This is a genomic window from Candidatus Poriferisodalis sp. (genome assembly GCF_965221945.1).
In the GTDB taxonomy this organism is placed as follows: domain Bacteria; phylum Actinomycetota; class Acidimicrobiia; order Acidimicrobiales; family Poriferisodalaceae; genus Poriferisodalis.
The window spans coordinates 365,546-387,845 of record NZ_OZ244925.1; the positions used below are offsets into that span (position 1 = coordinate 365,546).

22 protein-coding genes are annotated in these 22,300 nt (G+C 66.0%); 14 read left to right on the forward strand and 8 right to left on the reverse strand.

Annotation, left to right across the window (positions count from 1 at the left end):
• The first annotated feature begins 79 nt into the window (after nucleotides 1–79).
• The 3 genes from ACOQPH_RS01715 (at nucleotide 80) to ACOQPH_RS01725 (ending at nucleotide 4,683) form a co-directional block, all read left to right on the forward strand.
• Nucleotides 80–874, forward strand: a complete 795-nt coding sequence (locus tag ACOQPH_RS01715; protein WP_420623035.1) for an SDR family NAD(P)-dependent oxidoreductase — start codon at nucleotides 80–82, stop codon at nucleotides 872–874.
• 55 nt (nucleotides 875–929) lie between these two features.
• The gene (locus ACOQPH_RS01720) at nucleotides 930–1,502 is read left to right on the forward strand and encodes a GGDEF domain-containing protein (protein WP_420623036.1); all 573 of its coding nucleotides are present in this window, start codon (nucleotides 930–932) and stop codon (nucleotides 1,500–1,502) included.
• An 82-nt stretch (nucleotides 1,503–1,584) separates the two neighbouring features.
• Nucleotides 1,585–4,683, forward strand: a complete 3,099-nt coding sequence (locus tag ACOQPH_RS01725) for an N-6 DNA methylase (RefSeq protein WP_420623037.1) — start codon at nucleotides 1,585–1,587, stop codon at nucleotides 4,681–4,683.
• Between the two features lies 1 nt (nucleotide 4,684).
• On the opposite strand, the gene ACOQPH_RS01730 is transcribed toward ACOQPH_RS01725, so the two are convergent.
• The 3 genes from ACOQPH_RS01730 to ACOQPH_RS01740 form a co-directional block, all read right to left on the reverse strand.
• A complete protein-coding gene (locus ACOQPH_RS01730) occupies nucleotides 4,685–5,176 on the reverse strand; it encodes a hypothetical protein (RefSeq protein ID WP_420623038.1) in 492 nt (163 codons plus the stop codon).
• Nucleotides 5,177–5,258: 82 nt separating this feature from the next.
• Nucleotides 5,259–6,050, reverse strand: a complete 792-nt coding sequence (locus ACOQPH_RS01735; protein ID WP_420623039.1) for a hypothetical protein — start codon at nucleotides 6,048–6,050, stop codon at nucleotides 5,259–5,261.
• 69 nt (nucleotides 6,051–6,119) lie between these two features.
• A complete protein-coding gene (locus ACOQPH_RS01740) occupies nucleotides 6,120–7,739 on the reverse strand; it encodes an acyl-CoA dehydrogenase family protein (protein WP_420623040.1) in 1,620 nt (539 codons plus the stop codon).
• Nucleotides 7,740–7,948: 209 nt separating this feature from the next.
• On the opposite strand from ACOQPH_RS01740, the gene ACOQPH_RS01745 reads away from it, so the two are divergent.
• On the forward strand, nucleotides 7,949–8,470 hold the full coding sequence (locus ACOQPH_RS01745) for a MaoC family dehydratase (protein ID WP_420623041.1): 522 nt from the start codon (nucleotides 7,949–7,951) through the stop codon (nucleotides 8,468–8,470).
• 4 nt (nucleotides 8,471–8,474) lie between these two features.
• A complete protein-coding gene (locus ACOQPH_RS01750) occupies nucleotides 8,475–9,383 on the forward strand; it encodes an A/G-specific adenine glycosylase (protein ID WP_420623042.1) in 909 nt (302 codons plus the stop codon).
• Nucleotides 9,384–9,418: 35 nt separating this feature from the next.
• Here ACOQPH_RS01750 and ACOQPH_RS01755 read toward each other — a convergent pair whose 3' ends face one another.
• The gene (locus tag ACOQPH_RS01755; RefSeq protein ID WP_420623043.1) at nucleotides 9,419–9,937 is read right to left on the reverse strand and encodes a UGSC family (seleno)protein; all 519 of its coding nucleotides are present in this window, start codon (nucleotides 9,935–9,937) and stop codon (nucleotides 9,419–9,421) included.
• A gap of 135 nt (nucleotides 9,938–10,072) precedes the next feature.
• Nucleotides 10,073–11,593 (reverse strand): thioredoxin family protein, encoded by a 1,521-nt coding sequence (locus ACOQPH_RS01760; RefSeq protein ID WP_420623044.1) that lies wholly within the window; start codon nucleotides 11,591–11,593, stop codon nucleotides 10,073–10,075.
• Nucleotides 11,594–11,690: 97 nt separating this feature from the next.
• Here ACOQPH_RS01760 and ACOQPH_RS01765 point away from each other — a divergent pair, with 97 nt between their 5' ends.
• Together ACOQPH_RS01765 and ACOQPH_RS01770 are read left to right on the forward strand one after the other, a co-directional pair.
• A complete protein-coding gene (locus tag ACOQPH_RS01765) occupies nucleotides 11,691–12,185 on the forward strand; it encodes a flavin reductase family protein (RefSeq protein ID WP_420623045.1) in 495 nt (164 codons plus the stop codon).
• Nucleotides 12,186–12,221: 36 nt separating this feature from the next.
• Complete coding sequence (locus ACOQPH_RS01770; RefSeq protein ID WP_420623046.1) at nucleotides 12,222–12,596, forward strand: MauE/DoxX family redox-associated membrane protein; 375 nt, start codon at nucleotides 12,222–12,224, stop codon at nucleotides 12,594–12,596.
• 151 nt (nucleotides 12,597–12,747) lie between these two features.
• On the opposite strand, the gene ACOQPH_RS01775 is transcribed toward ACOQPH_RS01770, so the two are convergent.
• Complete coding sequence (locus ACOQPH_RS01775; protein WP_420623047.1) at nucleotides 12,748–14,841, reverse strand: S9 family peptidase; 2,094 nt, start codon at nucleotides 14,839–14,841, stop codon at nucleotides 12,748–12,750.
• 85 nt (nucleotides 14,842–14,926) lie between these two features.
• Here ACOQPH_RS01775 and ACOQPH_RS01780 point away from each other — a divergent pair, with 85 nt between their 5' ends.
• On the forward strand, nucleotides 14,927–15,445 hold the full coding sequence (locus ACOQPH_RS01780) for a gamma carbonic anhydrase family protein (RefSeq protein ID WP_420623048.1): 519 nt from the start codon (nucleotides 14,927–14,929) through the stop codon (nucleotides 15,443–15,445).
• An 11-nt stretch (nucleotides 15,446–15,456) separates the two neighbouring features.
• On the opposite strand, the gene ACOQPH_RS01785 is transcribed toward ACOQPH_RS01780, so the two are convergent.
• A complete protein-coding gene (locus ACOQPH_RS01785) occupies nucleotides 15,457–15,765 on the reverse strand; it encodes a type II toxin-antitoxin system PemK/MazF family toxin (protein WP_420623049.1) in 309 nt (102 codons plus the stop codon).
• Nucleotides 15,752–15,997, reverse strand: a complete 246-nt coding sequence (locus tag ACOQPH_RS01790) for a ribbon-helix-helix protein, CopG family (protein WP_420624291.1) — start codon at nucleotides 15,995–15,997, stop codon at nucleotides 15,752–15,754. Before ACOQPH_RS01790 ends, ACOQPH_RS01785 begins: the two co-directional genes overlap by 14 nt.
• Before the next feature lie 169 nt (nucleotides 15,998–16,166).
• Between ACOQPH_RS01790 and ACOQPH_RS01795 the strand changes: the two genes are divergently transcribed.
• Genes ACOQPH_RS01795 through sufD form a run of 6 tightly spaced genes read left to right on the forward strand, consistent with a single transcriptional unit; the run spans nucleotide 16,167 to nucleotide 22,164 of the window.
• Nucleotides 16,167–17,072 carry an LLM class F420-dependent oxidoreductase gene (locus tag ACOQPH_RS01795; protein ID WP_420623050.1) on the forward strand — a complete coding sequence of 302 codons (906 nt, stop codon included), beginning with the start codon at nucleotides 16,167–16,169 and terminating at the stop codon, nucleotides 17,070–17,072.
• A gap of 58 nt (nucleotides 17,073–17,130) precedes the next feature.
• The gene (gene sufB, locus ACOQPH_RS01800) at nucleotides 17,131–18,543 is read left to right on the forward strand and encodes a Fe-S cluster assembly protein SufB (RefSeq protein ID WP_420623051.1); all 1,413 of its coding nucleotides are present in this window, start codon (nucleotides 17,131–17,133) and stop codon (nucleotides 18,541–18,543) included.
• Nucleotides 18,543–19,601 (forward strand): HpcH/HpaI aldolase/citrate lyase family protein, encoded by a 1,059-nt coding sequence (locus ACOQPH_RS01805; protein WP_420623052.1) that lies wholly within the window; start codon nucleotides 18,543–18,545, stop codon nucleotides 19,599–19,601. Before sufB ends, ACOQPH_RS01805 begins: the two co-directional genes overlap by 1 nt.
• Nucleotides 19,602–19,609: 8 nt before the next feature.
• Nucleotides 19,610–20,485, forward strand: a complete 876-nt coding sequence (locus ACOQPH_RS01810; RefSeq protein ID WP_420623053.1) for an HpcH/HpaI aldolase/citrate lyase family protein — start codon at nucleotides 19,610–19,612, stop codon at nucleotides 20,483–20,485.
• Nucleotides 20,486–20,499: 14 nt separating this feature from the next.
• The gene (locus tag ACOQPH_RS01815; protein WP_420623054.1) at nucleotides 20,500–20,883 is read left to right on the forward strand and encodes a hypothetical protein; all 384 of its coding nucleotides are present in this window, start codon (nucleotides 20,500–20,502) and stop codon (nucleotides 20,881–20,883) included.
• A gap of 33 nt (nucleotides 20,884–20,916) precedes the next feature.
• Nucleotides 20,917–22,164, forward strand: coding sequence for a Fe-S cluster assembly protein SufD (gene sufD / locus ACOQPH_RS01820; protein WP_420623055.1), 1,248 nt, complete (start codon nucleotides 20,917–20,919; stop codon nucleotides 22,162–22,164).
• The last annotated feature ends 136 nt before the right edge of the window (nucleotides 22,165–22,300 follow it).

The window sequence follows — 22,300 nt, forward strand, 5'->3', positions numbered from 1 at the left end:
TCGCACTTCCCATTCGAACTTCACAGGGCCGTACGCTCAGGCACCGGAGTCCCACCCCAGCGCCAGAACAGGAATGTCGATGAGTGAGACCGCAGCGAACGGGCAGATCGACCTGACCTCGCCGTTCCGGCTGGATGGGCAGGTGTGCCTGGTGACGGGCGCATCGAGCGGCTTCGGCGTGCGGTTCGCTGAGGTGTTCGCGGCAGCGGGGGCCAAGGTGGTGGTGGCTGCCCGGCGAGCGGACCGGCTTGAAGCGCTGGCCTCGCAGCTGCCAGACGCGCTGGCGATCTCCTGCGATGTCGGCGACGACGACGCCTGCCGCGATCTTGTCGCACGGACCGTTGACCACTACGGGCAGGTCGACATACTGGTCAACAACGCCGGTGTGAGCGATGCCATCAACCCTGGAGAACAGGCCGACGTCGAGAGCTTCCGGCACGTCGTCGACATCAACCTGAACGCGTGCTTCCTGCTGGCCGGGCTCGCCGCCGCCGACATCATCGGCCGGGAGGCCACCGGCAGCATCATCAACGTGGCCTCGGTGCACGGCCACGTGGCATCGGCCCCGAACCTGCAGCCCGCTTACGCGGCATCCAAGGCGGGCCTGGTCAATCTCACTCGCGACCTTGCCGTGCAATGGGCCACTCGGGGCGTGCGGGTCAACGCTTTATGCCCTGGCTACTTCGAGACTGAGCTGACGGCGCCGATGTTCGATGACGACCGTTCGATGGCCTGGATCAGCCGCAACTCCCCGATGCGGCGACCCGGCGCGCCGCACGAGCTCGACGGTGCGCTGCTGTTCCTGGCCAGTGACGCCAGCAGTTACGTCACGGGCAGTTCGCTGATGGTGGACGGGGGCTGGACCGCCCGATGACCCTCACGCCCCGAGGGAGCCCGCGACGCTGGAGCGCACCTTGAGCTGGCTGGACATGTCGAGACTGCGAGTCGGGGCGGCCGCATTGGTCGCAGCATTCGGCGGCGGCATGTGGTGGGCATCGGGCCGCCGCCGCCGTACGTGGCGTACCGATGCGCTGACCGGCGTTGCCACCCGCGACGGGGCGCTTCGTCACCTGCGTTCTGAGTTGGTTCGCTCGGCGCGTACCGGCCGGGTGGTCGGTGTGGCGTTCTGCGACGTCGATGCTTTCAAGCTTGTGAACGACCAACATGGCCATCTCGCTGGCGATCTCGTGCTCGTCACGGTGGCGCACTGCATCCGTGACGCAGTGCGACCCTCCGATGTCGTGGCCCGTGTCGGCGGGGACGAATTCGTGGTCGTGTGCGGCGGCCTGCGCAGCTCTGAGGACATGGGAGTCGTCACCGAGCGCCTGCATGCGGCGCTGGACTGCGCCTCCGCAGGGAGCGACGCCTCCAACCTGCTGCACGAGATGAGTGTCACCGTCAGCATCGGCAGCGCAACTGGCCGCGGCGGCGACGCGACGCCCGGGGCGTTGATTCACGCAGCCGACCGGTCGATGTACCGCCAGAAGGGCCGGCGGCCCTGACCCCGCCCACGCCGTCACGGACCACACACGGCGCCCGACCAGGTCACACGTTGTGTCACAGCGAGGTGACACACTCGCTCCCGTGGCGACGAGAGGCGAGCTGAGCGCAGACGATCCAGTCTTCGTTGAACTGGCTAACGAATTGCTCCATTGGCACGGCACCGCGGCACACGAGGACAACATCCGGTCCGCAGTGCGCAACTTCCTAGTAGGGACTGGCCTGACTGAGTTCTACGAGGTGCAATCTGAAGCGAGCCCCGACCCTCAGCGCATCGCCCGACGCCGCGTTGATCTTGTGTTGTCGGATGCCTTGGTCGAAGTCAAGACGCGCATCGGCACAGCGGCAGACGCGGCGATGCCTGCTGCTGAACACGTGGCTCAACTCGACGGCTATCTCGAAGACTCGCCCGATGTAAACCTCGGAGTTCTCACCGATGGACGCCATTGGCTGCGCCGCACAACCGGACAGCCTGACGTACCAACGGGGTATCCCTGGGCGTTCACCTTGGACCAGGCCGGCCGAGGAGTCGAGCTCTATCGCTGGCTCAACGAGTACATCTTCAGCGGTCAACGTTCGAAGCCTGTGACCGCGAACACGGTAGGCACCGAGTTCGGCCCGGCCAGTCCGGTGTTTGCCACCCACATCGAGCTGATTCGGCGGCTGTTCGAGCAGCACGGAGAAGACCGCACCGTTGCGATCAAGTACGACCTGTGGCAGGAACTGCTGGAGGTTGCCCTCGGAGAGATCGTCGGGGCCGGGGCGACTGAGTCGCTGCACAGTTTGTTCGTCCGGCACACGTACTTGGTGACCATGATCGGCATGATTACCCAAGCCACATACGGCGTAGACATCGAACGCCTCTCCGCGTACGAACCAGCAGACCTGCTCATCGGGCGACGGTTTGCCGCCGACACCGGTCTCAATGGTGTGATCGAATCGGACTTCTTCACATGGCTGGCCGAAGTTGACGGCGGTGTCGACGTCATCCGGGAAATGACTGCGTGGGTGGCCTCCTACGACTGGTCGGGTGCCGAATTGGGTTTGGCGTCCACGCTGTACCAGAGCGTCATCCCTGCAGCTGAGCGCGAGCAGTTGGGTGAGTACTACACGCCCGATTGGCTCGCCGAGGCGATGGTCCGCCAAGCCGTCGAGGACCCACTCGCACAACGAGTCCTCGACCCGGCGTGCGGCTCAGGGAGCTTCCTTGTCGCCGCGATTCGACACCTGCTCGATGCTGCGAACGAGGCGAACTTGGCGCCGAGTGAGACGCTCGCAAAGCTCCGCCGCAACATCATCGGCGTGGACGTGCACCCCGTGGCCGTTCACCTTGCCCGTTCGGAATGGGTTCTGGCCTCACGCGATGCGATCGCGGATGCGACGGATCGCCCTGACTTCGCGCCGCCCGTCTATCTAGGGGATTCCCTGCAGATGATCACCCGTGCCGAGGGAATGTTGGGTCAGGTCGAAGTCAGCATTCCGGTCACCGGGGATCCGCTACGGCGCGAGCTGCGATTTCCACGGTCCCTCATCGAACGGCCCGAGATGTTCGATGCAGCCATGGAGCACGTCGCCGCGCAGGTTCGGATCGGCGGTGATTCCCGTCAAGCGCTTGTTGACGCGGGAATTCCCGAGGACGAGCGCTTGGCGCTGGAACCGACACTTGACCTCTTGAACGACCTTCACGCTGAGGGCCGCGATCACATCTGGAGCTACTACACGCGCAACGTAGTACGGCCCCTTGTGCTCGCAGAAGAGGCTGTCGATGTCGTAATCGGCAATCCGCCTTGGATCACGTACAACCAGACCGTCGACCGCCTGGGTGCTCGCCTGCGGGATCTCAGCGTCGGCTACGGCATCTGGGACGGCGCCCAATTCGCGACCAATGCTGATCTCGCAGCGCTTTTCTTTACCCGCTGCGCGGACCTCTATCTCGCTCCCGGCGGCGTTTGTGCCATGGTCATGCCGCATTCAGCCCTTGCTCAGGGCCATTACGCGAAGTGGCGAACTGGACGCTGGATGGGGTCCGTTGCGCCACTCAACATGAATCTCGCGCATTTGACTCCGTGGGACTTGGAGCCACTCGAACCGAACAGCTTCTTCCCGGTGCCCGCCTGCGTCGTGTACGGCAGTCGGACGGAGTCCAGCAGCGATCTCCCGCCAGAAGTCGAGCAGTGGATTGGTCAACCAGGTTCTGTTGACGTCCAGCGATCTTTATCCCGACTGGTACGCGACGAAGGATTTCAGTCGCCATATGCGGGGCGTGTGCGCAACGGCGCGACGATTTTTCCGAGGCGCTTGTTTTTTGTCGAGGAAACACCTCTGGTTGGGCCTGTCGCCGCTGCGGGGACGATTCGAGTCAGCCCCCATAGTGAGCTAGCGAGTCGAGAGCCTTGGAGTTCTCTCGACCTCGCCGACATCACACAGCAAACCGTCGAGACTGATCATTTGTTTGATGTGGCTCTGGGGGCGAGCATCGCCCCGTTCTTTTTCTTACGCACATTTCCGGCTCTCCTGCCATTTGTATCTGATGAGAGTCTTGAGTGGTTGCCTTCTGACGCCACTCGGATCGATCCGGCATCGCTCTTGCCACGAATGCGGGAGCGCTGGGCATATGTGTCCGACGTCTGGGAACAACGCCGGGCGATGACTCTCGCTCGCCGGCTCGACTACGTACATGCACTGTCAGCGCAGTTGGAGTGGCGACTGACAATCGATGGAGTTCGCGCAATTCGAGTCATATACGCGTCATCAGGGCACCCCACAGCTGCAGTTTGCGATGACCCGAATGTCATCGTGGAGAACTCCCTCTATTGGATGCCTGTAGACACGCACGAAGAGGCCTACTACGTGTGCGGCATCATCAACTCCCTCTCGCTACGTGAACTTGTAGCCCCGTTCATGCCGAAGGGTCAGTTCGGCGTCCGGCACCTCCACACGCACCTCTGGAAATTGCCGATTCCGAGCTATGACAGCGGTAAGTCAGCGCACGTCGAACTGGCGCATGCGGCTGCGGAGGCCGCCGTGGGCGTAGAGAGCAGAATCGCCGCCGAGTGTCAGCGTCGTGGTGTGGACCTGCTGACGGTGGCTACGGCGCGAAAGACAGCACGAGATTGGCTAGAGAACTCCGACGAGGGAGCGACGGTCGAGAACGCAGTACTCAGGGTGCTCGACGGCGGCTGACCTAGACGATGGCTGGAGTGCCTTCGAAGCTGCCCGGATCTTCAGCAGTCGGCAGAACCGGCCGAGCTCGCCAGTCCATGACCTCTTCCACGCCGTTGATCACCGTCAACCATTCGTCGGCGGCCCAGCCCTGGGCCGAGCCGAGCACGCTGGCGTCCTGGGCAAGGTGCACGAGAGCCGGCACACGCTCAAGGCCGAGCGAACGCACGAACTCGCGGTCGGGGTCCAGCAGTACGAGATGCTCGTCGGCGAAGCGGCCCAGGAAGCTGCGAGCGCCCTCCGCATCGCTGCACACCACGAACGCGCAGCGGACGTCGGCTTCCTCATAGACCAAGAACAGCCGCGACGCAGTGGGCAGGATCCAACCGCTCTGGTGCGTGAAGGGATCGATGACGACGGCCAACAGGTTGAACACCACCAGCCATTCACCCAGCGTGTGGGCGTGGCCAGACAGGGTCTCAAGCTTGATGTCGGTAGACGGCGCAGCAAGCACGGCAGGCAAACTACCGCTCCCGCCCGGCGTGGCCACGGTTCACTCGCCGGTTCGGGCGACTGCCCGGGCGAGTCGACGGTGATCAGATCGCCGGGCGCAGCAGTTCGGCAGCGAGCGGGCAATCGGCGCGTTGCCAGCCCGCTGCAAGTTCGATGCCCCGGGGGCCGACGACATGGCTGAACAGGCCGAGCGGCACGATCTCCTCGTCGCATTCCCACGGCTCGTCGGCGACGGTGCTCGCGGCCGCCTCGAAGAATTGCTGGGGCAGAGCCCGTCCCATTCCGATCGCGCACCACACCTGTACGCCCGAGACGTATCCGACCGCAGCAGCAGCGTGGGTGCCGCTCGCGGCGATGACCGAGTGGGGCCCAGCAGCGGCAGCTTCCACGAGGATCACATCGGCGGTCGAGCAGGCGGCGGCCATGCCCGCCAGCGGTACGTCGGTGACATCGCAGCCACGCCCGGCCAGCTGCCGTGCCAAGCCGGCTCCTTCGCCGTAGGCGTCGATAACTCGCACGGTCACGTCCGACCGTCGACCCAGCCCGTCGGCGGCAACATCGGGCCAGCCCAGTAGGCAGACCGCAGCGTCGGCGGGCAGAGCGTCGGCGGCATGGTCGCCGGTGGCATCAGCGCGCAGCTCAGACGCGAACTCACGCGCAGCCCGGTACGGCTGCGCAGATGCGCACACCCGGGCCGCCATCGACCAGAGCGCCCCGGCAATCGGGTACTTGTCCAGAATGCGCCGGCACACAGTGACGAGCTCCAACGGGTCAGACGACAAGGCGCCCAGCGCAGAAGCGGTCTCGCGCACCAGGATCTCTTGGGAAAGGTCGCCGGCGCGTGCCACGTAGCGCAGGTGCTCGATCGGGTGCACGCGCCGAAGCTATCCCGTGCCGGCGAACGGGTCCGCTGCGTACTCGGTGCGGGCGCTCAGCGGCCCGGCTCAGGCGTTTTGAGTTTGAAGCCGACGCGCTATCACCTTGAGGCACAGTATCTCGTCGGCGCCCTCGAAGATCGACAGCACCCGGGCATCGACGAACAGCCGGCTTACCGTGTACTCCTCGGCGAAGCCGAACCCGCCGTGGATCTGCTGGGCCTCGCGGGTCACCCATTCGGCGGCCTTGCAGACGTACGCCTTGATCATGGAGGCTTCGAGCGCACCGCCGCCTCGTGCCATCATGCGCGCCACTTCGTAGCTGTACTGGCGGGCTGCCGCGATGATCGCGGACATGCGGCCCAGCTTTGCCTGAATCAATTGGTACTCGGAAATCGGCTGGCCGAACACCCGGCGTTCGTCTGCATAGGACCGGGCTTCGTCGTAGGCCGCCTGCATCACGCCGACCGCACGCGCCGCAGTCTGCAGCCGTCCGTTCTCGAAGCCGGCCATCTGCAGGTAGAAGCCCTGCCCGATGCCGTCATCGCCGCCGATGAGGTTCTCTGCGGGCACGAACCAGTCGTCGAAGGCGATCTCGAAGCTGTGCATGCCGCGGTAGCCGAGCGTGGCGATGGCTCGGCCCTCGATGGTGCCGCGGCGCTCGTCGGTGAATTGGAACGAGTGGCCTTCCGCCCGTGGCTTCGGCACGATGAACAGGCTGAGCCCTCGGTGTGCCTTGCGCCGGTCGGGATCGGTGCGGGCCAGCAGCATCAGCACGTCGGCCCTGCCGGCAAAGGTGCACCACGTCTTGGTGCCCGAGATGAGCCATCCGCCCTCAGTCGGGCTTGCCGAGACAACCAGGTTGGCAACGTCGCTGCCGTAGTCGGGCTCGGTCACGGCAACCGCAACCATGGTCTCGCCCGTGGCGATCTGGGGGAACCAGTGCTTCTTCTGCTCTTCGGTTCCGCCGCGTTCCAGCGCCCGGGTCAGGATTTCGGGCCGGGTGATGAGTGAGCCGCCCGCGCCGAGCGAGGCCCGCGACAGCTCCTCGGTGGCGATGACCATGCCCAGGTAGTCGCTCTCGGAGCCGGAGGCGAACCCGCCGTATTCCTCGGGTACCGACAGGCCGAAGCAGCCCAGCTCGGCAAGGCCGGAGATGATGTCCTCGGGAATGTCGGTGTCGCCGCGGTGGATGTGCTCAGCGGCCGGTGCGATCTTGTCCTCGCCGAAGCGGCGGAACGTCTCTGCTACGAGCTCGAAGTCCTCGTCGAGGTGGCTGGGCGCATCGAGGCCAGCCATGGTGGCCACGTAGGCCGGGTTGCGGTAGGCGGCCACGAAGTCGCGTGTGGCATCCAACGCGCCCGGCTCGAGGCCCCATTGGTCTTCGCGAGCGAACAGCCGGGCGTGAAACTCACCGAGAGCATCGGCGATGAACCCGCAGGCGAGCCGCGCTTCTGCGTCGCCCAGTGCGCCCCAGTCGAGCAGGGACTCGCAGATGCGCATGGCCGACGCCGTGTGCGCCAGGTCGTACAGGAAGCACTGGTGCGCATCGGCGTCACCCAGTCCTGCGGCATGGTCAGCGGCCCGCGCAATTGCCGCTGCTCCCGCCGCCAACGCGTCGGCCGCGGCCCCAAGGTCCGGTTCTGCAGGTCCTGCATACGTCCCAGCGATTGTCCCCGTTGTGGTCACAGCCGCACAGGCTAAAGCCCGCTCCCCCAAGCGACCCGGCCGCCGACTCGGTCAGCGCGGGTCCGCCCCGCTTTCTCTGTGCAATTTTGCCGCCTCAGGCAGCATTTCTGCACAGAGAAGGCCTGACCCTTCTGTCAGCCCGGCCAGCGGGGGCCGTGCGCCGTACGATGATTCGACCCTTGCAACAGCGACACATCGCGGAGGTTCCCGTGACCGTCCATGACCGCCCGTTCGGGCGTTACTTCGAGGATTTCGAGATCGGCGACGTGTACCGGCACTGGCCGGGCAAGACCATCACCGAGGCCGACGATCACCTCTTCTGCATGATCACTATGAACCACCACCCGCTGCACACCAATGAGTGGTTCGCTCAGCAGGAGACCGTGCACGGGAAGAACGTGGTGGTGGGCAACCTCGTGTACTCGCTGGTGCTCGGCATGAGCGTGCCCGACGTCAGCGGCGCTGCCATCGCCAACCTCGAAGTCGAGACGCTCACGCACTCGCGCCCGACCTTCCACGGCGACACCATCTACGCCGTCACCAAGGTGCTGGACAAGCGCGAGTCCAGTTCACGGTCCGACCGGGGCGTGGTGACCGTCGAGACGCGGGCGTTCAACCAGCGGTCCGAAGAGGTCTGCTACTTCCGGCGCAAGGTCATGATCTGGAAGCGGGATGCATCGCCCGAGCGACGCTTCCCCTACAGCGACAAGGCCGCCGACGGGGAGGCCTGACCGCTTGCGCCACGCCGAGCTGATTGCGCGTGGCTTGCGCCACGCCGAGCTGATTGCGCGTGGCTTGCGCCACGCCGAGCTGAGCCGGTGGTGGGCAGCCGAGCGGCGCGGCCTGCCGTGGCGGCGCACCCGCGACCCGTGGCTGGTGCTGGTCTCGGAGGTCATGCTGCAGCAGACCCAGGTTGAGCGGGTTCTGCCCTACTACGAGACATTTGCCGAGCGCTGGCCCACGCCGCAGCACTGTGCCGAGGCGGTCTTGTCCGATGTGCTGGCGGCATGGCAAGGACTGGGCTATCCCCGCCGTGCTCGCAACCTGTGGCGGACGGCGACGCTCATCAGCGAGCGACATGGCGGCACGGTGCCCGCCGGGCTGGACGACTTGCTGGCTCTGCCCGGTGTCGGCCCCTACACGGCCCGGGCCGTGCAGGCATTTGCCTTCGGCATCGACACCGGAGTCGTCGACACGAACGTGGGTCGCATCCTCGCCCGCTGGGCGGGTCAACGGCTCAGCCCAACCCAGGCGCAGCAGATGGCCGACGAGCTGGTGCCGGCGGGCGAGGGCTGGTCGTGGAACCAGGCGATGATGGATTTGGGCAACCGGATCTGCACCAAGCGAACGCCACGCTGCGGCAACTGCCCGGTACGGAAGTGGTGCGCATGGGCGGGTTTTAACGGGCCTGACCCGGCTGATCGCAGTGCTGGTGTCAGCACTCGCCAGGCGCCGTACGAGGGCAGCGACCGGCAGGCCCGGGGACGCTTGCTCGCTGCGCTGTCAGAGCGCGAAGTCGCCCGCGCGCAGGGACCGGTTGCGATGGGTCTCGAACGCGATAAAGCCCGTGCGCAGCGGCTCCTTGATGAATTGATCACCGAAGGCTTGATCACCGCAGACGGCGAACAGCTCCGGCTGGGATGACTATGCCGCGACGCTGTGCTTGTCGAGCTTGTCGCTCACGAAGCGACAAGTTGCTCGATCAACTCGTCGAAGGCCTTGTCGGCAATGGCGACCATCTCGTCGTCGGTGCGGTCCTGGATGGGATGCTCCACCCATACCGCAGCAGGGTCGAAGCCGAGGGCCTTGCCCTGCACCTCGGCACCGTCGACGAATTGGACGGTGGCGACGAAGACGGACGGAATGCCGCGGCGTTCCAGATCAGCGATGTCGTGCACACTGCACGACGTGCAACTGCCTCAATCGGCTAGCGCTTCGATCACCACGTCGCATTGGGTGGCGATCTCGTGGCGCAGGTCGACCGGCGCCGGCTTGGTGAACGTGGGCTTGGAGTAGCGCTCGACCTGTAGGCCCCGCTCGGTCAGCCGTTCCTCCAGCCGGTTAAGAAACCGGTCGCCGCGGGGCTTGCTGATGTCCAGCAGGCCGACGGTGAGGCCATCCAGCGAGTCGGGCCGCGCCACGCGTTCACGGTGCGCAGGCGCCGCCTCGTTGGTGGGGTCCAAAACGACAGTGCTCATGTGGTCTCCCCTGTGTTGGATCCGGTGGGCACGTCCCGATCGACTGTAGTCGCCCAGGGCCTGAGCGGTCCGTGAGCGTAGCGAACAAGAGCGGGTAGCCCAGGGCCCGAACTTCCCCGGGGACGAGTGGCGTTGCTAGCGCCAGGGATCGATCTCGACACACACGGGTTGGGATCCCACATCGCCGTTCACCCAACCGCCGATGACCGCCGAGAACAGGCCAGCACCGCCACCGCAGTGCACGAGGTGCAGGCCTCCCTCACGGAACTTGGAGAGGTCCGTCTCGGCCAGGAACTCGGGGACTCCCTCGGCGATGCCGCCCGCGCCGCGCACCAATTCGGCGCCGGGACGGGTCGTCAGCTCGTTGATGCGCAGGGCCGTCTGCTGGCGGGACCAGCCGCTGTTGATGAAGACACGGGAGTGGTCGGGTGCCACCGCCAGGATTGCATCGAAGCCCAGGACGAGCTTGGGGTGGTGGATCGCATTCAGCGCGGCCGCCATCGTGCGCGCCAGCGATTCGGGATCGCGTGACATCTGGTCGACGACCGAGCGGGGCGCTTCGCCGGGGAAGGCCGTCACCGTGTTCGCTCCGGCTTCGAAGCCGAAGTCTGTGCACAGCGGATCCCATCCGCTGCCGGTGTCGCCGTCGCCGGAGCCGGGCGCAGTCTCGATCCCGCCTTCGATTTCAGCGAAGCAGAAGCCCACCTTGCCGGGTTGGCCCAGCGCTGCCCGGTCAACCTCGCCGGGCCGGCCCCCGCCGACGTTTCGCACGATCAGCTGCACCGCCCGGCCGATGGTGCTGTTGGCCCGGTTGCCCTGACCGAAGACGTTGATGCCGCTGTTCATGCCGATCTGGCGCGCAATGGGGCCGTTGACGATGAACACAGGCCCTACGGGCATGGTGGTGGCCAGCATCCCGTGCATGTTGAACGTGTCGTTGCAGACAGCAGTCAGCGCTGCGAGCACAACCGGGAAGTGCTCAGGTCGGCAGCCAGCCATGACTGCGTTGACGGCAGCCTTTTCGACTGTGCAGTCGGCGAGATCCGGTGCGACGTTGGCGACCAGGTCGTCGGGAGCACGTGATGTCCCCGCGAGCATCGCTGCAACCCGTTCGGCAGTCGGGGGCACCAGCGGCAGGCCGTCCGACCAGCCCCGATCGAACATCGCCTCGTGGATGTCTTCCTGGCTGCCGAACTCGACGCGGCGAGCGCTCAGGCCCGAGCTGCCGAATCGTGTTTCGAGAGCGTCAGCATGGGCTGGATCCACCGACAGCGAGCCGCATCCGGGGTGAAATTCGGGCAGCCCTTCGCCCAAGCTGTCGAGGCCGGTGAACGACTCCCACTCGGATCGCATCCAGCCGACAATTCGACCGGCCTCGTCGCCGTCGGCGAAGCGCATCAGCGTCGGGACGGTCTCGATGTCGTGATGCCATGAGAACCCGAGATCGGCGTCGTGCACCTTGGCTGCGACAGCCTCGGGGAAGGCAGGATCGTCCTGGGTGAACACGGTCAGCGAACCCCGGGCTTCGATGTCTGCAAGCACCGGCGCGACCAGCTCGCACGTCGGGCAGTCCCACTTCACCACGGCCACTAGGCCATCGTGTGGCAAGTCCGCCGCCGCCGTGTTGGCCGTGTTCCCGTCAGCGCTCGAAGTCATGGCCGGAGGCTACATAGGGCTGTATGGGGCCGACCGGGTGTTGCGGGCACCATCGAGACGGGGAAACGGCACCGATGGCGTGTCTAGGGTTGCAGCCGTGACTGACGCGAGCGACCAGCCGACCATCGATTCCGGGCTCTTCCGCAGCGTGCTTGGGCACTTCCCGACCGGTGTGACCGCCGTGACCGCCGACAACGAGGGCCGTCCCGTCGGCATGGCCATCGGCTCGTTCACGTCGGTGTCGCTGGATCCGCCGCTCGTGGCATTCCTGCCCACCAAGGACTCGACGTCATGGGCCGACATCCGGGCGGCTGGCTCGTTCTGCGTGAACATCATGGCCCAGGACCAGATGGCCACCTGTGGCGTCATGGCCAGCCGGGCCGACGACAAGTTCGCCGACGTGGAGTGGCGGCCGGGACCGACAGGCGCACCGATTATCGACGGCTCGATCGCCTACATCGACTGCACCATCGAGGCGGTCTACGACGGGGGGGACCACGACATCGTGGTTGGACGTGTCGTGGAGCTCGATGTGCTCGACGCCAAGGACCCCCTGCTCTTCTGGAAGGGTGGCTACGGCACCTTTGCCTGACGGCGGGGCGGCGTGGCCCGGTGATCGGGCGACCAGGTGATCGGCACCGTCACCCGGGTAGCGCTGGGCGTGCTGTTCCTGGCGTCGGGGGCGCTGAAGCTGCGTGATCCTTCGTGGCCTGGCGCCGCCCGAGCGATGGGTGCGCCCCGCTGGTCGGTGTCGCTCATCGCTCCAATTGAGATCGTGTTGGGAGCGGGCTTGGCGGCAGGGCTGGCCGAGCCGTGGCCCGCGTGGCTGGCGCTGGCGTTGTTGGCGGCCTTCAGCGCGGCGTTGGCGCGGGTGCTGAGGCGTCCGCTTGACGACCGACCCGTGTGCGCCTGCTTCGGTCGCTGGTCTGCGAAGCCGGTGGGCGCCGGCTCGCTGTTGCGAAACGGCGTGCTCGCCGCGCTCGCCGTCGTGGCCCTCGCTTAGAAGCCGCGCATACCGGCAGCAATTTTGCGCAGCGAGATGGTTGGCGTCGGACTTTGTGCAGAAATGCCGCTGCAGGCAGCAAATTTGCGCAGAGAATCCGCGACCTCTCCTCCGCCAAGCCGTGACCTATCTGCGTTGCCCGTAGCTCCGCCTACGCCACGTCGAGCACGTCGCAGATGAAGGCCAGAATGAATGCCTCGTCACGCCAGGCGTTGTAGCGACCTGACGGGCCGCCGTGGCCGGCGCCCATCTCGGTGCGCAGCAGGATCGGCTTGGTCGACGTCGTCGTGTCGCGGAGCTTGGCGATCCACTTGGCAGGCTCCCAGTACTGGACCCGCGGGTCGTTGAGCCCAGCGGTCACCAGCAGCGCCGGATGGTCGACGGCTTCCACGTTCTCGTAGGGCGCGTACGAGCGAATCGTCTCGAACGCCGCCGGATCGGCGGGGTCGCCCCACTCGTCGTACTCGGTGACCGTGAGCGGGATGTCGGGGTCGAGCATCGTGTTCAGCACGTCCACGAACGGCACTTCGGCAACCACGCCGCAGAACAACTCCGGCCGGCGGTTCACCATGGCACCCATCAGCAATCCGCCAGCGCTGCCTCCCCGGGCAGCGATCCGTGCGGGGTCGGCCCAATTGGCTGCTGCGAGATGCTCAGCGCACGCAGCAAAATCATCGAACGTGTTCGACTTCTTGGCCAGCTTGCCGCCTTCGTACCAGGGGCGGCCGAGCTCGCCGCCGCCGCGAACATGGGCGATCGCAAACAGAACTCCCAGGTCGAGCAGCGACAACCGCGCCGTCGAGAACGACGCCGGCATCGGCATCTCGTACGCGCCATAGCCGTACAACACGCACGGCGCAGGCCAACCGATGGCGCCCGGCTTCCACACCACGCTGATGGGGACTTCGGTGCCGTCGGGAGCTGTCGCTGTGATGCGCTCGGTCTGGTATGCCGTCAGGTCGACGTCGCCCAGCACCGGGAGCTGATCCAGCAGTTCTCGCTCACGGCTGTCGAGGTCCAGTTCGAAGATCGACGGAGGCGTCACCATCGACGTGTAGCCGAAGCGGTAACGCTTGGTCTGGTACTCGGCATTCGAGCCGCCGCCTGCCTCATAGACGGGCTCGGGCATCTCGATCTCGGACCCCGGGCCCAGCGGGGACCCCTCGCCTGCGGAGCGGGTGTCGTGGACGTGCAACGACACCAGTCCGTCTTTGCGCTCGTGGACGACAGCGAAGTCGGCGAAGCAGTCCACGCCGTCGAGGCGGATCCCAGGCCGAGCACCGATCAGCTCCCGCCACAGGCGTGAGTCGTCCCCGTCTCCAGAAGGGAGCGGTGCTTCCATGAGGCGGAAATCGGGGGCGCCGTCATTGGTGACGATGAGCAGGCGATCGCCCTGGTGGTCGACGCCGTATTCGATGCCTCGACGGCGCGCCTGCACAAGCAGCAGCGCTGAAGTCGGATCATCGGCGTCGAGCAGGCGATGCTCGGAGGTCGTCTTCGATTCGCATCCGATCCCGATGTACCGCTCGCTGCGGGAGGCTCCGACACCGACCCAGAACCGCTCGTCGTCCTCCCGGTAGACCTCGACATCATCGGCGGGGTTGGTGCCGACGACATGGCGGATCACACGGTTCGGACGCTGGGCGTCGTCGGTGCGCACGACGAACATGGTCGAGTTGTCGTTCGCCCAGATCAAGCCGTAACTGAGGTCTGCCAGCCCGCAGCCCTCTGTGGGCATACCGGGCGCATCGAGAACGCGACCGCTGGCGATCTCGAAGACCGTCAGCGAGTACTTCTCGTCGCCGTCGGTGTCGGTGGTGTAGGCGAGCAGCCGATGATCGGGGCTGACTGCCAGATCGCCGACAGCGAAGTAGTCGTGCCCGTCGGCCAGTTCGTTCTCGTCGAGCAGCACGGTTTCCTGCTCGTCAGTCCCGCCTCTGGGCCGCCGAACGTGGATGCCGTACTGGAGGCCCTCGACAGTGCGAGCCCGGTACTCCCACTCGTCCTTCGGCGTCGGCAGCGACTGGTGGGTCTCTTTGATTCGCGACTTGATCTCTTCGAAGAGGGCCTCACGCAGATCGGCCAGGTGCTCGGTGGCTGCCTCGGTGTAGACGTTCTCGGCTTCCAGGTACTCCCGCACCATCGGGTCGTCGCGGTCTGCCAGCCAGTGCCACAGATCGTCGGTTTCGGTGCCGTGCACTTGCCGGATGTGCGGCCGCTTCGGTGCCACAGGAGGCTGCGCCATGGAGTGCGCACCGTATCGGGCACAGGGCTCGCGCCGACGTTCGTGGCGGGTGGTGCGCAGCCACCGCTGCGCCTAGCTTGGCGTTGTGCCTATCTACGCGCTTGGCGACTACGAGCCCGACATCCATCCCGATGCCTTCGTGATGCCTGAGGCGATCATCATCGGTCGCGTCACGATCGGTCCCGAGGCCTCGATCTGGTCGGGTGCGGTGCTGCGCGGCGACGACAACGACATCAGGATCGGCGCTGGCACCTCGGTGCAGGACAACGCCGTACTGCACGTCACCGAGGAGTGGTCCACGACAGTGGGGGAGCGCTGCACCATTGGGCACCTCGCGCATATCGAGGGCGGCGTGGTGCACGACGAGGCGCTGGTGGGCACCGGTGCGATCGTGCTGCACGATGCCGAGATCGGCGAGCGAGCGTTAGTTGGTGCCGGTGCTGTTGTGCCCGGCGGCATGAAGGTCCCGCCGGGCACCATCGCCGTGGGCACGCCGGCCAAGATCCGCGAGCACCCCGACACGGCGTCGCTGATCCTGCCGGGCGTGCAGAACTACCTCGACCGCAGGGTCCGCTACATGGGCGAGCTCCGCCGCATCGACTGATCCGCTCGGCGTCAGCAGCCGGTTGCATCCCGGAGGCGGCGACAGCCTTGCTCCATGCGAGCGGGGCTGAGCTTGGTGACGAAGCGACGGAAGTCTTCGCGCCTCACGGTGTGGATGTTGTCGAAGCTCGCCACGCAATCGGTCGGCACCCCATCGGCGGCAGCTGTCAACTCAAGTTCTGATACCAGCCCGCGGCGTGTTTTGGTGAGTGCGGCGACGGCGACGGAACCGATCCGGTCGGCAACTGGATCGCGAGTGAGCACGAGGACAGGCCGGTCACCGTTCGGCACCGCAGCGAACCACACCTCACCTCGTTGCATCGATCCAATCAGACCAGTCTTCAGCCGGTCCCCAGTCAGCTATCAAGGCGAGCGACAGCTCCTCCTCGGTCAATGGCTCGGCCTCGTACCTTGCCGGCTCGTGCTCGGACGCCAGCCGGACGAGATGGCGGTGGAGTGCGTCGCGCATCAGTTCCGAGCGATCGACGCCGAGACGTTCGGACCATTGCCGGATTGCTGCAAAGTCGTCCTCATCAGCTCGAAAGCTCAGCATCCGTGATGTCATACAGCAAGCTTATTTCGTATGACGTGCCACTTGGCGCCGCCACTGCTATGCGCGGCGCGAGGTGCACCGGCAGTCGCAGGCTTGGCAGGCCACGCCGATGGCCACATAACGGCACCGGGCGGCTAGCAGGCATGGCGCGGCGGTAGCGTCACGGCCCATGAGCATGGGAAGCATTGACCTGGGACGTGTTGGCATCTGGACGGGCGTGCTCGATGCGCTGCCGTCCGCGCAGGGCGTGGAATTCGTCGCAGAGGCCGAGGAATTGGGCTACGGGGCGTTCTGGATCCCCGAGGCCGTCGGGCGTGACCCGTTCGTCGCGGCCGCTCGGCTGCTCGAAGGCACCAGCACCATCAAGGTCGCCACAGGCATCGCCAACATCTACGCCCGCGATCCCATGACGATGGCAAACACGCTGCGCACCCTCGACGAGGCCTTCCCGGGACGATTCCTGCTGGGGCTCGGTGTCAGCCACCACCACCTCGTGCAGTTCATCCGCAAGCACGACTACTCCCGGCCGTTGAGCTACATGCGCGAGTACCTCGAGCGCATGGGCAAGGCCCGCTTCCTGGCGCTCGGACCCCAGGAGCTGCCCGAGATCGTGCTGGCTGCGCTGGGCCCCAAGATGCTGGAGCTTTCGGCCACGGCAACCGCCGGCGCCCACCCATACTTCGTGCCGCCCGAGCACACTGCAGTCGCCCGGGAAACCATGGGCCCCGACGCCGCGCTGTACCCCGAGCAGATGGCGATTCTGGACACCAACGCCGAGTCGGCCCGGACCTTGGCCCGCAAGAACATGGCCATCTACTTGGGCTTGCCGAACTACGCCAACAACCTGCTGCGGCTGGGTTTCACCCAGGCCGACCTCAACGGCGGCCCCTACGGGGGACCGTCAGACAAGCTGGTCGATGCCATCGTGGTCTGGGGCACCGAGCAAGACGTCAAGGCCCGAGTGGATGCTCACTTCGATGCCGGCGCCGACCACGTCTGCGTGCAGGTTCTGGCCCCAAATCCTGAGGCTGCATTCGACGGCTGGCGCCGCCTCGCCCCCGCTCTGCTGAGCTGAAGTCTTGCCGCCGACCGGTGCACTCGGACCCGGCGGCGAGCGGCGTTAGGCTGAACCCATGACCGACACCGCCGAAGCTGCCGTCGGCATCGACCTCGGCAAGTACAAGCTGGGGTGGAGCGACGAGGAAGACTACGTCTTCAAGCCGCGCAAGGGCTTGAACGAAGAGATCATCCGCGAGATGTCCGCGCTCAAGAAAGAGCCCAAGTGGATGCTCGACTTCCGCTTGCGTTCCTACAAGATCTTCCAGCGCAAGCCCATGCCCAACTGGGGCGGGGACATGTCGCAGATCTACTTCGACGACATCTACTACTACATCAAGCCCACCGAGGGTCAGGTCGACGCCTGGGAAGAACTGCCCGACTCGGTCAAGGACACCTACGAGAAGCTGGGCATCCCCGAGGCCGAGCGCAAGTACCTCGCCGGCGTCACGGCGCAGTACGAGTCTGAGGTCGTCTACCACCGCAACCGCGAGGACCTCGAAGCCCAGGGCGTGCTGTTCAGCGACATGGACTCCGCCGTCAAGGAATACCCCGAGATGGTGCAGCGTTATTTCGGCAAGTTGATCCCGCCGGGTGACAACAAGTTCTCAGCGTTGAACTCGGCTGTGTGGTCCGGCGGGTCGTTCATCTATGTGCCGCCCGGCGTCGAGGTGGAGATGCCGCTGCAGGCGTACTTCCGTATCAACGCCGAGAACATGGGCCAGTTCGAGCGGACGCTGATCATCGCCGACGAAGGCGCCACGGTGCACTACATCGAGGGCTGCTCGGCCCCGGTGTACACGACCGACTCGCTGCATTCAGCCGTCGTCGAGTTGGTGGCGCTGCCGGGCGCACGTATCACCTACACCACCATCCAGAACTGGTCGAACAACGTGTTCAACCTGGTCACCAAGCGAGCGGCCGCCTACGACGAGGCCCACGTTGAGTGGATCGACGGCAACATCGGTTCGCGCCTCACCATGAAGTACCCAGCCGTGTACCTGATGGGGCCCAAGGCCTCGGGCGAGGTGCTCTCGGTTGCCTACGCCGGCGCCGGCCAGCACCAGGACGCCGGAGCCAAGATGGTGCATGCCGCGCCCGAGACCACTTCGAAGATCGTCTCGAAGTCCATCTCCAAGGACGGCGGGCGCACTACCTACCGCGGACTGGTGCGGGTCGAGGAAGGCATGAGCGGCTGCCGCAGCCACGTGCAGTGCGATGCCCTGCTGCTCGACCAGGACAGCCGCTCGGACACCTACCCGTACCAGGAGATCGGCTCACGCGATGCCGAGATCGGCCACGAGGCCACGGTGTCCAAGGTGGCCGACGATCAGCTCTTCTACCTGATGAGTCGAGGCCTGTCGGCTGAACAGGCAATGGGCATGGTCGTGAATGGCTTCATCGAGCCGGTGACGCGCACCTTGCCGATGGAGTACGCCGTCGAGTGGAGCCGGCTGATCGAGCTTCAGATGGAGGGATCGATCGGCTGATGCGCAGCCCAAAAGACTTCTTTGCCCCGCTGGCGCTCGGGGCGCCCCAACCGCTGCACGAGGTTCCGTTCCGGCCCTCGCGCATGATCCACTTCTTCGATCCGTCGAATGAACGGATGCGGGCCAAGGTGCCCGACATCGCGCCCACCGTCGACGTGCTGCTGGGCAACCTCGAAGATGCCGTGTCTGCTGACAACAAGGACGCCGCACGGGCGGGGCTGATCGAGGTGGGCAAGGCCTGGGAACGGGGCCACACCCAGCTGTGGACGCGCGTGAACAGCCTCGACTCGCCGTGGTTTCTCGACGACGTCTGGGCGCTGTGTCACGAGATCGGCGACAAGCTCGACGTGATCATGGTCCCCAAGGTGGAAGGCGCCTCCGACATCCACTACGTGGATCGGTTGCTGGCGCAGCTTGAGGCCCGTGTGGGGCTCGAACGGCCGCTGCTGGTGCACGCGATCTTGGAGACAGCCCGGGGGGTGGCCAACGTGGAGTCGATCTGCCTGGCGAGCCCCCGCATGCAGGGCCTGTCGCTCGGGCCAGCGGACCTCGCTGCCGACAGACGCATGAAGACGACCCGGGTCGGCGGCGGCCATCCGGGGTACCTCGTGCGCACTGATCCAGTGCCCGAGGTTGACGACGACGCTCGAACGTCGTTTCAGCAAGACCTGTGGCACTACACCCTGGCCCGCATGGTCGACGCCTGCGGCACCGCCGGGATCCTTCCCTACTACGGACCGTTCGGCGACATCGCCGATCCGATCGGCTGCGAAGACCAGTTCCGCAACGCCTACCTGCTGGGCTGCGTCGGAGCGTGGAGCCTGCACCCGAGCCAGATCAACATTGCGAAGCGCGTGTTCAGCCCCGAGCCCGCCGAGGTGGCATGGGCGCAGCGGGTCGTGACCGAGATGGGCGACGGCACAGGCGCAGTCATGATCGACGGCAAGATGCAAGATGACGCCACGGTCAAGCAGTGCCGGGTGGTGCTGGGGCTGGCTCGTGATCTGGCAGCAGCCGATCCCGCACTGGCGGCGGCCTACGGCCTCGAGACCGCCTGAGAACTCTCATGAGCTCCGGCATCGCCTACCCTCGCCCGCGGCGCTCGGTGCTGTACATGCCGGCAGCGAACGCCCGAGCGCTCGATAAGGCCCGCAGCATCGACGCCGACGCTCTCATATTCGACCTCGAAGACGCCGTGGCGCCCGATGCGAAGGAGACCGCCCGCGAGGGTGCGTGCGCCGCAGCATCTTCGGGCGAGTACGGCTACCGGGAGCTGACGATTCGCTGCAACGGGCTCGACACTCCGTGGGGGCGTGATGACATCGCTGCCGCCGGAGCTGCGGCACCGTCCGCGGTGGTCATCCCCAAGGTGTCAGGCGCCGCCGATCTGGCAGCGGTGGCCGGCCTGCTGGAGGCAGCGGGCGCGCCCGAATCCACTCGCATCTGGGCCATGATCGAAACACCGGCGGGCATTGCCAACGCCCGCGAGATCGCCAGCTTCGACCGAACCGATGCCGTAGTGATGGGCACCAACGACATCGCCAAAGAACTGCGGGCCACCATCACGCCTGATCGTGCCGCGCTGGTGCCGCATCTGGCCACCTGCCTGGTGGCTGCCCGCGAGGCAGGCGTGAGCGCCCTCGATGGCGTCTACAACGACATCCGCGATGCCAACGGATTCGCCGCTGTCTGCCGGCAGGGAGCAAACTTGGGTTTCGATGGCAAGACGCTGATCCATCCCAGCCAGGTCGAGCCGTGCAATGAAGCCTTCTCACCGAGCCTCGATGAGCTGGACTTCCACCGTCGGGTCATGGAAGCGTTCGAAGTGGCAGTCGCGGAAGGTCGTGGGGTGGTAACCGTGGACGGCAAGATGGTCCAGAATCTTCACGTGGACGAGGCCTGGCGGGCCATTGCGCTCGCCGACGCGATTGAACAGCGCTGAGGGAGGCAGCTGCCATGCCGATGCGGACGAACTGCCAACACTACGAGAGCCGGACGTATCCGAACGGCGACACGGTGCGCAAGTGCAATCTTGACCTAGCGCCGGAAGCCCCGTGGCGTTGCCCGGAGGATTGTCCCTCGTACTCGCCCCGGCGCCTCGATGTCGGCTGGCAGCACGGTTCGCTGGGCGTTCAGAATTTCGCAAAGGAACCCGAGAGCATCGGCCAGGACGACTCCATCGCGGCGCTGCTGGACGAGGCCGAAGACATCGTGAATATGGCGGGTCCGCGCATCTTTGAAGAGGTCGCTGCCGAGCATGCCCGAACCAAGGGACTCCGGGCCAAAATGCGAGGTCGCAGCGGCAAGAAACAGCGCAAGAAGCGCCGCCGGGGCAACTGAGCCCGTCGCCGATACGCCGATAGCCTCCGAACAGTGTTCACGCCCAATCTGGTCGACGCGCTCGACGGTTCCGACGCGTTGACCAAGCGGCGTCGCGCCGCCGCGGATCGGGCGGCGGCGGTCGGCATGCCGTCGTTCACCGAAGAGGTCTGGCGCTACACCCCGATCGACGATCTCGATGCTGATCGGTACGCCTTCGGAACGCCCGGCGGTTCCGCAGGTCCGGAGGGTCTGGTTGCGGGCGTCGATGACGATGCCGCCGCAGTGATCCGCGTCACAAATGGGGCCATCGTGGATGTGTCTGTTCAGGCAGACGGCATCAGCGTGATGACACTCGATGACGGCGCCGAGGATCTGATCGGGATCGTGGCTCCTGAGGGTCCCGATGTGTTCGGCGATTGGAACCTGGCGCTGTCCGCAGCGCCGGTCGCGATCAGGATCGAGCCGGGGGCAGTGATTGCTGCGCCGGTCGTCGTCCACGTTCACACCGATGCGGACGGGCTGGCCTGGTTCCCCCGACTCGTCGTTGTGGCCGGGCGCACAAGCCAGGCCACCGTTATCGAGCACCACACCGGCGGTGACGCGCCTGCACTCATCTGCCCACTCACCGAGCTGAGCCTCGGCGACGGTGCGCACCTCGGCCACCTCACCGTGCAGGAACTCGGCGATGCCGCGTGGCAGCTCGTCAACCACTGCTCGGACGTGGGCCGGGACGCCAACCTGCGGATTGGGCACGTGGCGATGGGCGGCGCGTATGCCCGTGCCCGCATCGGCACGGACATGACGGGTCGTGGCGGCCACAGCGAGATCGACGCTGTGTATTTCGGCCGTGGTACTTCCACGCTCGACTTCCGCACGTTCCAGACCCACGTGGCACCCCACACCACCTCTGACCTGCTGTTCAAGGGGGCGGTCGACGACCACGCCCGGGTGGTCTACACCGGGCTGATCCGTATCGAGGCCGATGCCTTCCATGTCGTGGCCGAGCAGACCAACCGGAATCTGAAGCTGTCGCCGTATGCGTGGGCCGAGTCGGTGCCGAACCTCGAGATCGAGAACAACGACGTGCAGTGCAGCCACGCCTCCTCGACCGGTCCCGTCGACGCCGACCAGCGCTTCTACCTCGAGAGCCGTGGTGTGCCGACCGACGTGGCCGAGGCACTCGTGGTGCGGGGCTTCTTCGACGAGGTCCTCAATGCGCTGCCGTCGCAGCAGATCTCTGCGTCGGTGCGTCGGCGCATCGACGAATTGGTGTCCACGGCCGTCATGGAGACGGCGTGATGAGCCCGGCCGTCATGGAGACGGCGTGATGAGCCCGGCCGTCATGGAGACGGCGTGATGAGCCCGGCCGTCATGGAGACGGCGTGATGAGCCCGGCCGTCATGGAGACGGCGTGATGAGCCCGGCCGTCATGGAG

Excerpts from the sequence above, each read along its gene's own strand:
- ACOQPH_RS01790 (WP_420624291.1), bottom strand. The coding sequence starts at position 15,997 with ATGCTGAGCTTTCGAGCTGATGAGGACGACTTTGCAGCAATCCGGCAA.
- ACOQPH_RS01760 (WP_420623044.1), bottom strand. The coding sequence starts at position 11,593 with ATGACTTCGAGCGCTGACGGGAACACGGCCAACACGGCGGCGGCGGAC.
- ACOQPH_RS01815 (WP_420623054.1), top strand. The coding sequence starts at position 20,500 with ATGCCGATGCGGACGAACTGCCAACACTACGAGAGCCGGACGTATCCG.
- ACOQPH_RS01775 (WP_420623047.1), bottom strand. The coding sequence starts at position 14,841 with ATGGCGCAGCCTCCTGTGGCACCGAAGCGGCCGCACATCCGGCAAGTG.
- ACOQPH_RS01715 (WP_420623035.1), top strand. The coding sequence starts at position 80 with ATGAGTGAGACCGCAGCGAACGGGCAGATCGACCTGACCTCGCCGTTC.
- ACOQPH_RS01810 (WP_420623053.1), top strand. The coding sequence starts at position 19,610 with ATGAGCTCCGGCATCGCCTACCCTCGCCCGCGGCGCTCGGTGCTGTAC.
- ACOQPH_RS01720 (WP_420623036.1), top strand. The coding sequence starts at position 930 with ATGTCGAGACTGCGAGTCGGGGCGGCCGCATTGGTCGCAGCATTCGGC.
- ACOQPH_RS01795 (WP_420623050.1), top strand. The coding sequence starts at position 16,167 with ATGAGCATGGGAAGCATTGACCTGGGACGTGTTGGCATCTGGACGGGC.
- sufB (WP_420623051.1), top strand. The coding sequence starts at position 17,131 with ATGACCGACACCGCCGAAGCTGCCGTCGGCATCGACCTCGGCAAGTAC.
- ACOQPH_RS01785 (WP_420623049.1), bottom strand. The coding sequence starts at position 15,765 with ATGCAACGAGGTGAGGTGTGGTTCGCTGCGGTGCCGAACGGTGACCGG.
- ACOQPH_RS01805 (WP_420623052.1), top strand. The coding sequence starts at position 18,543 with ATGCGCAGCCCAAAAGACTTCTTTGCCCCGCTGGCGCTCGGGGCGCCC.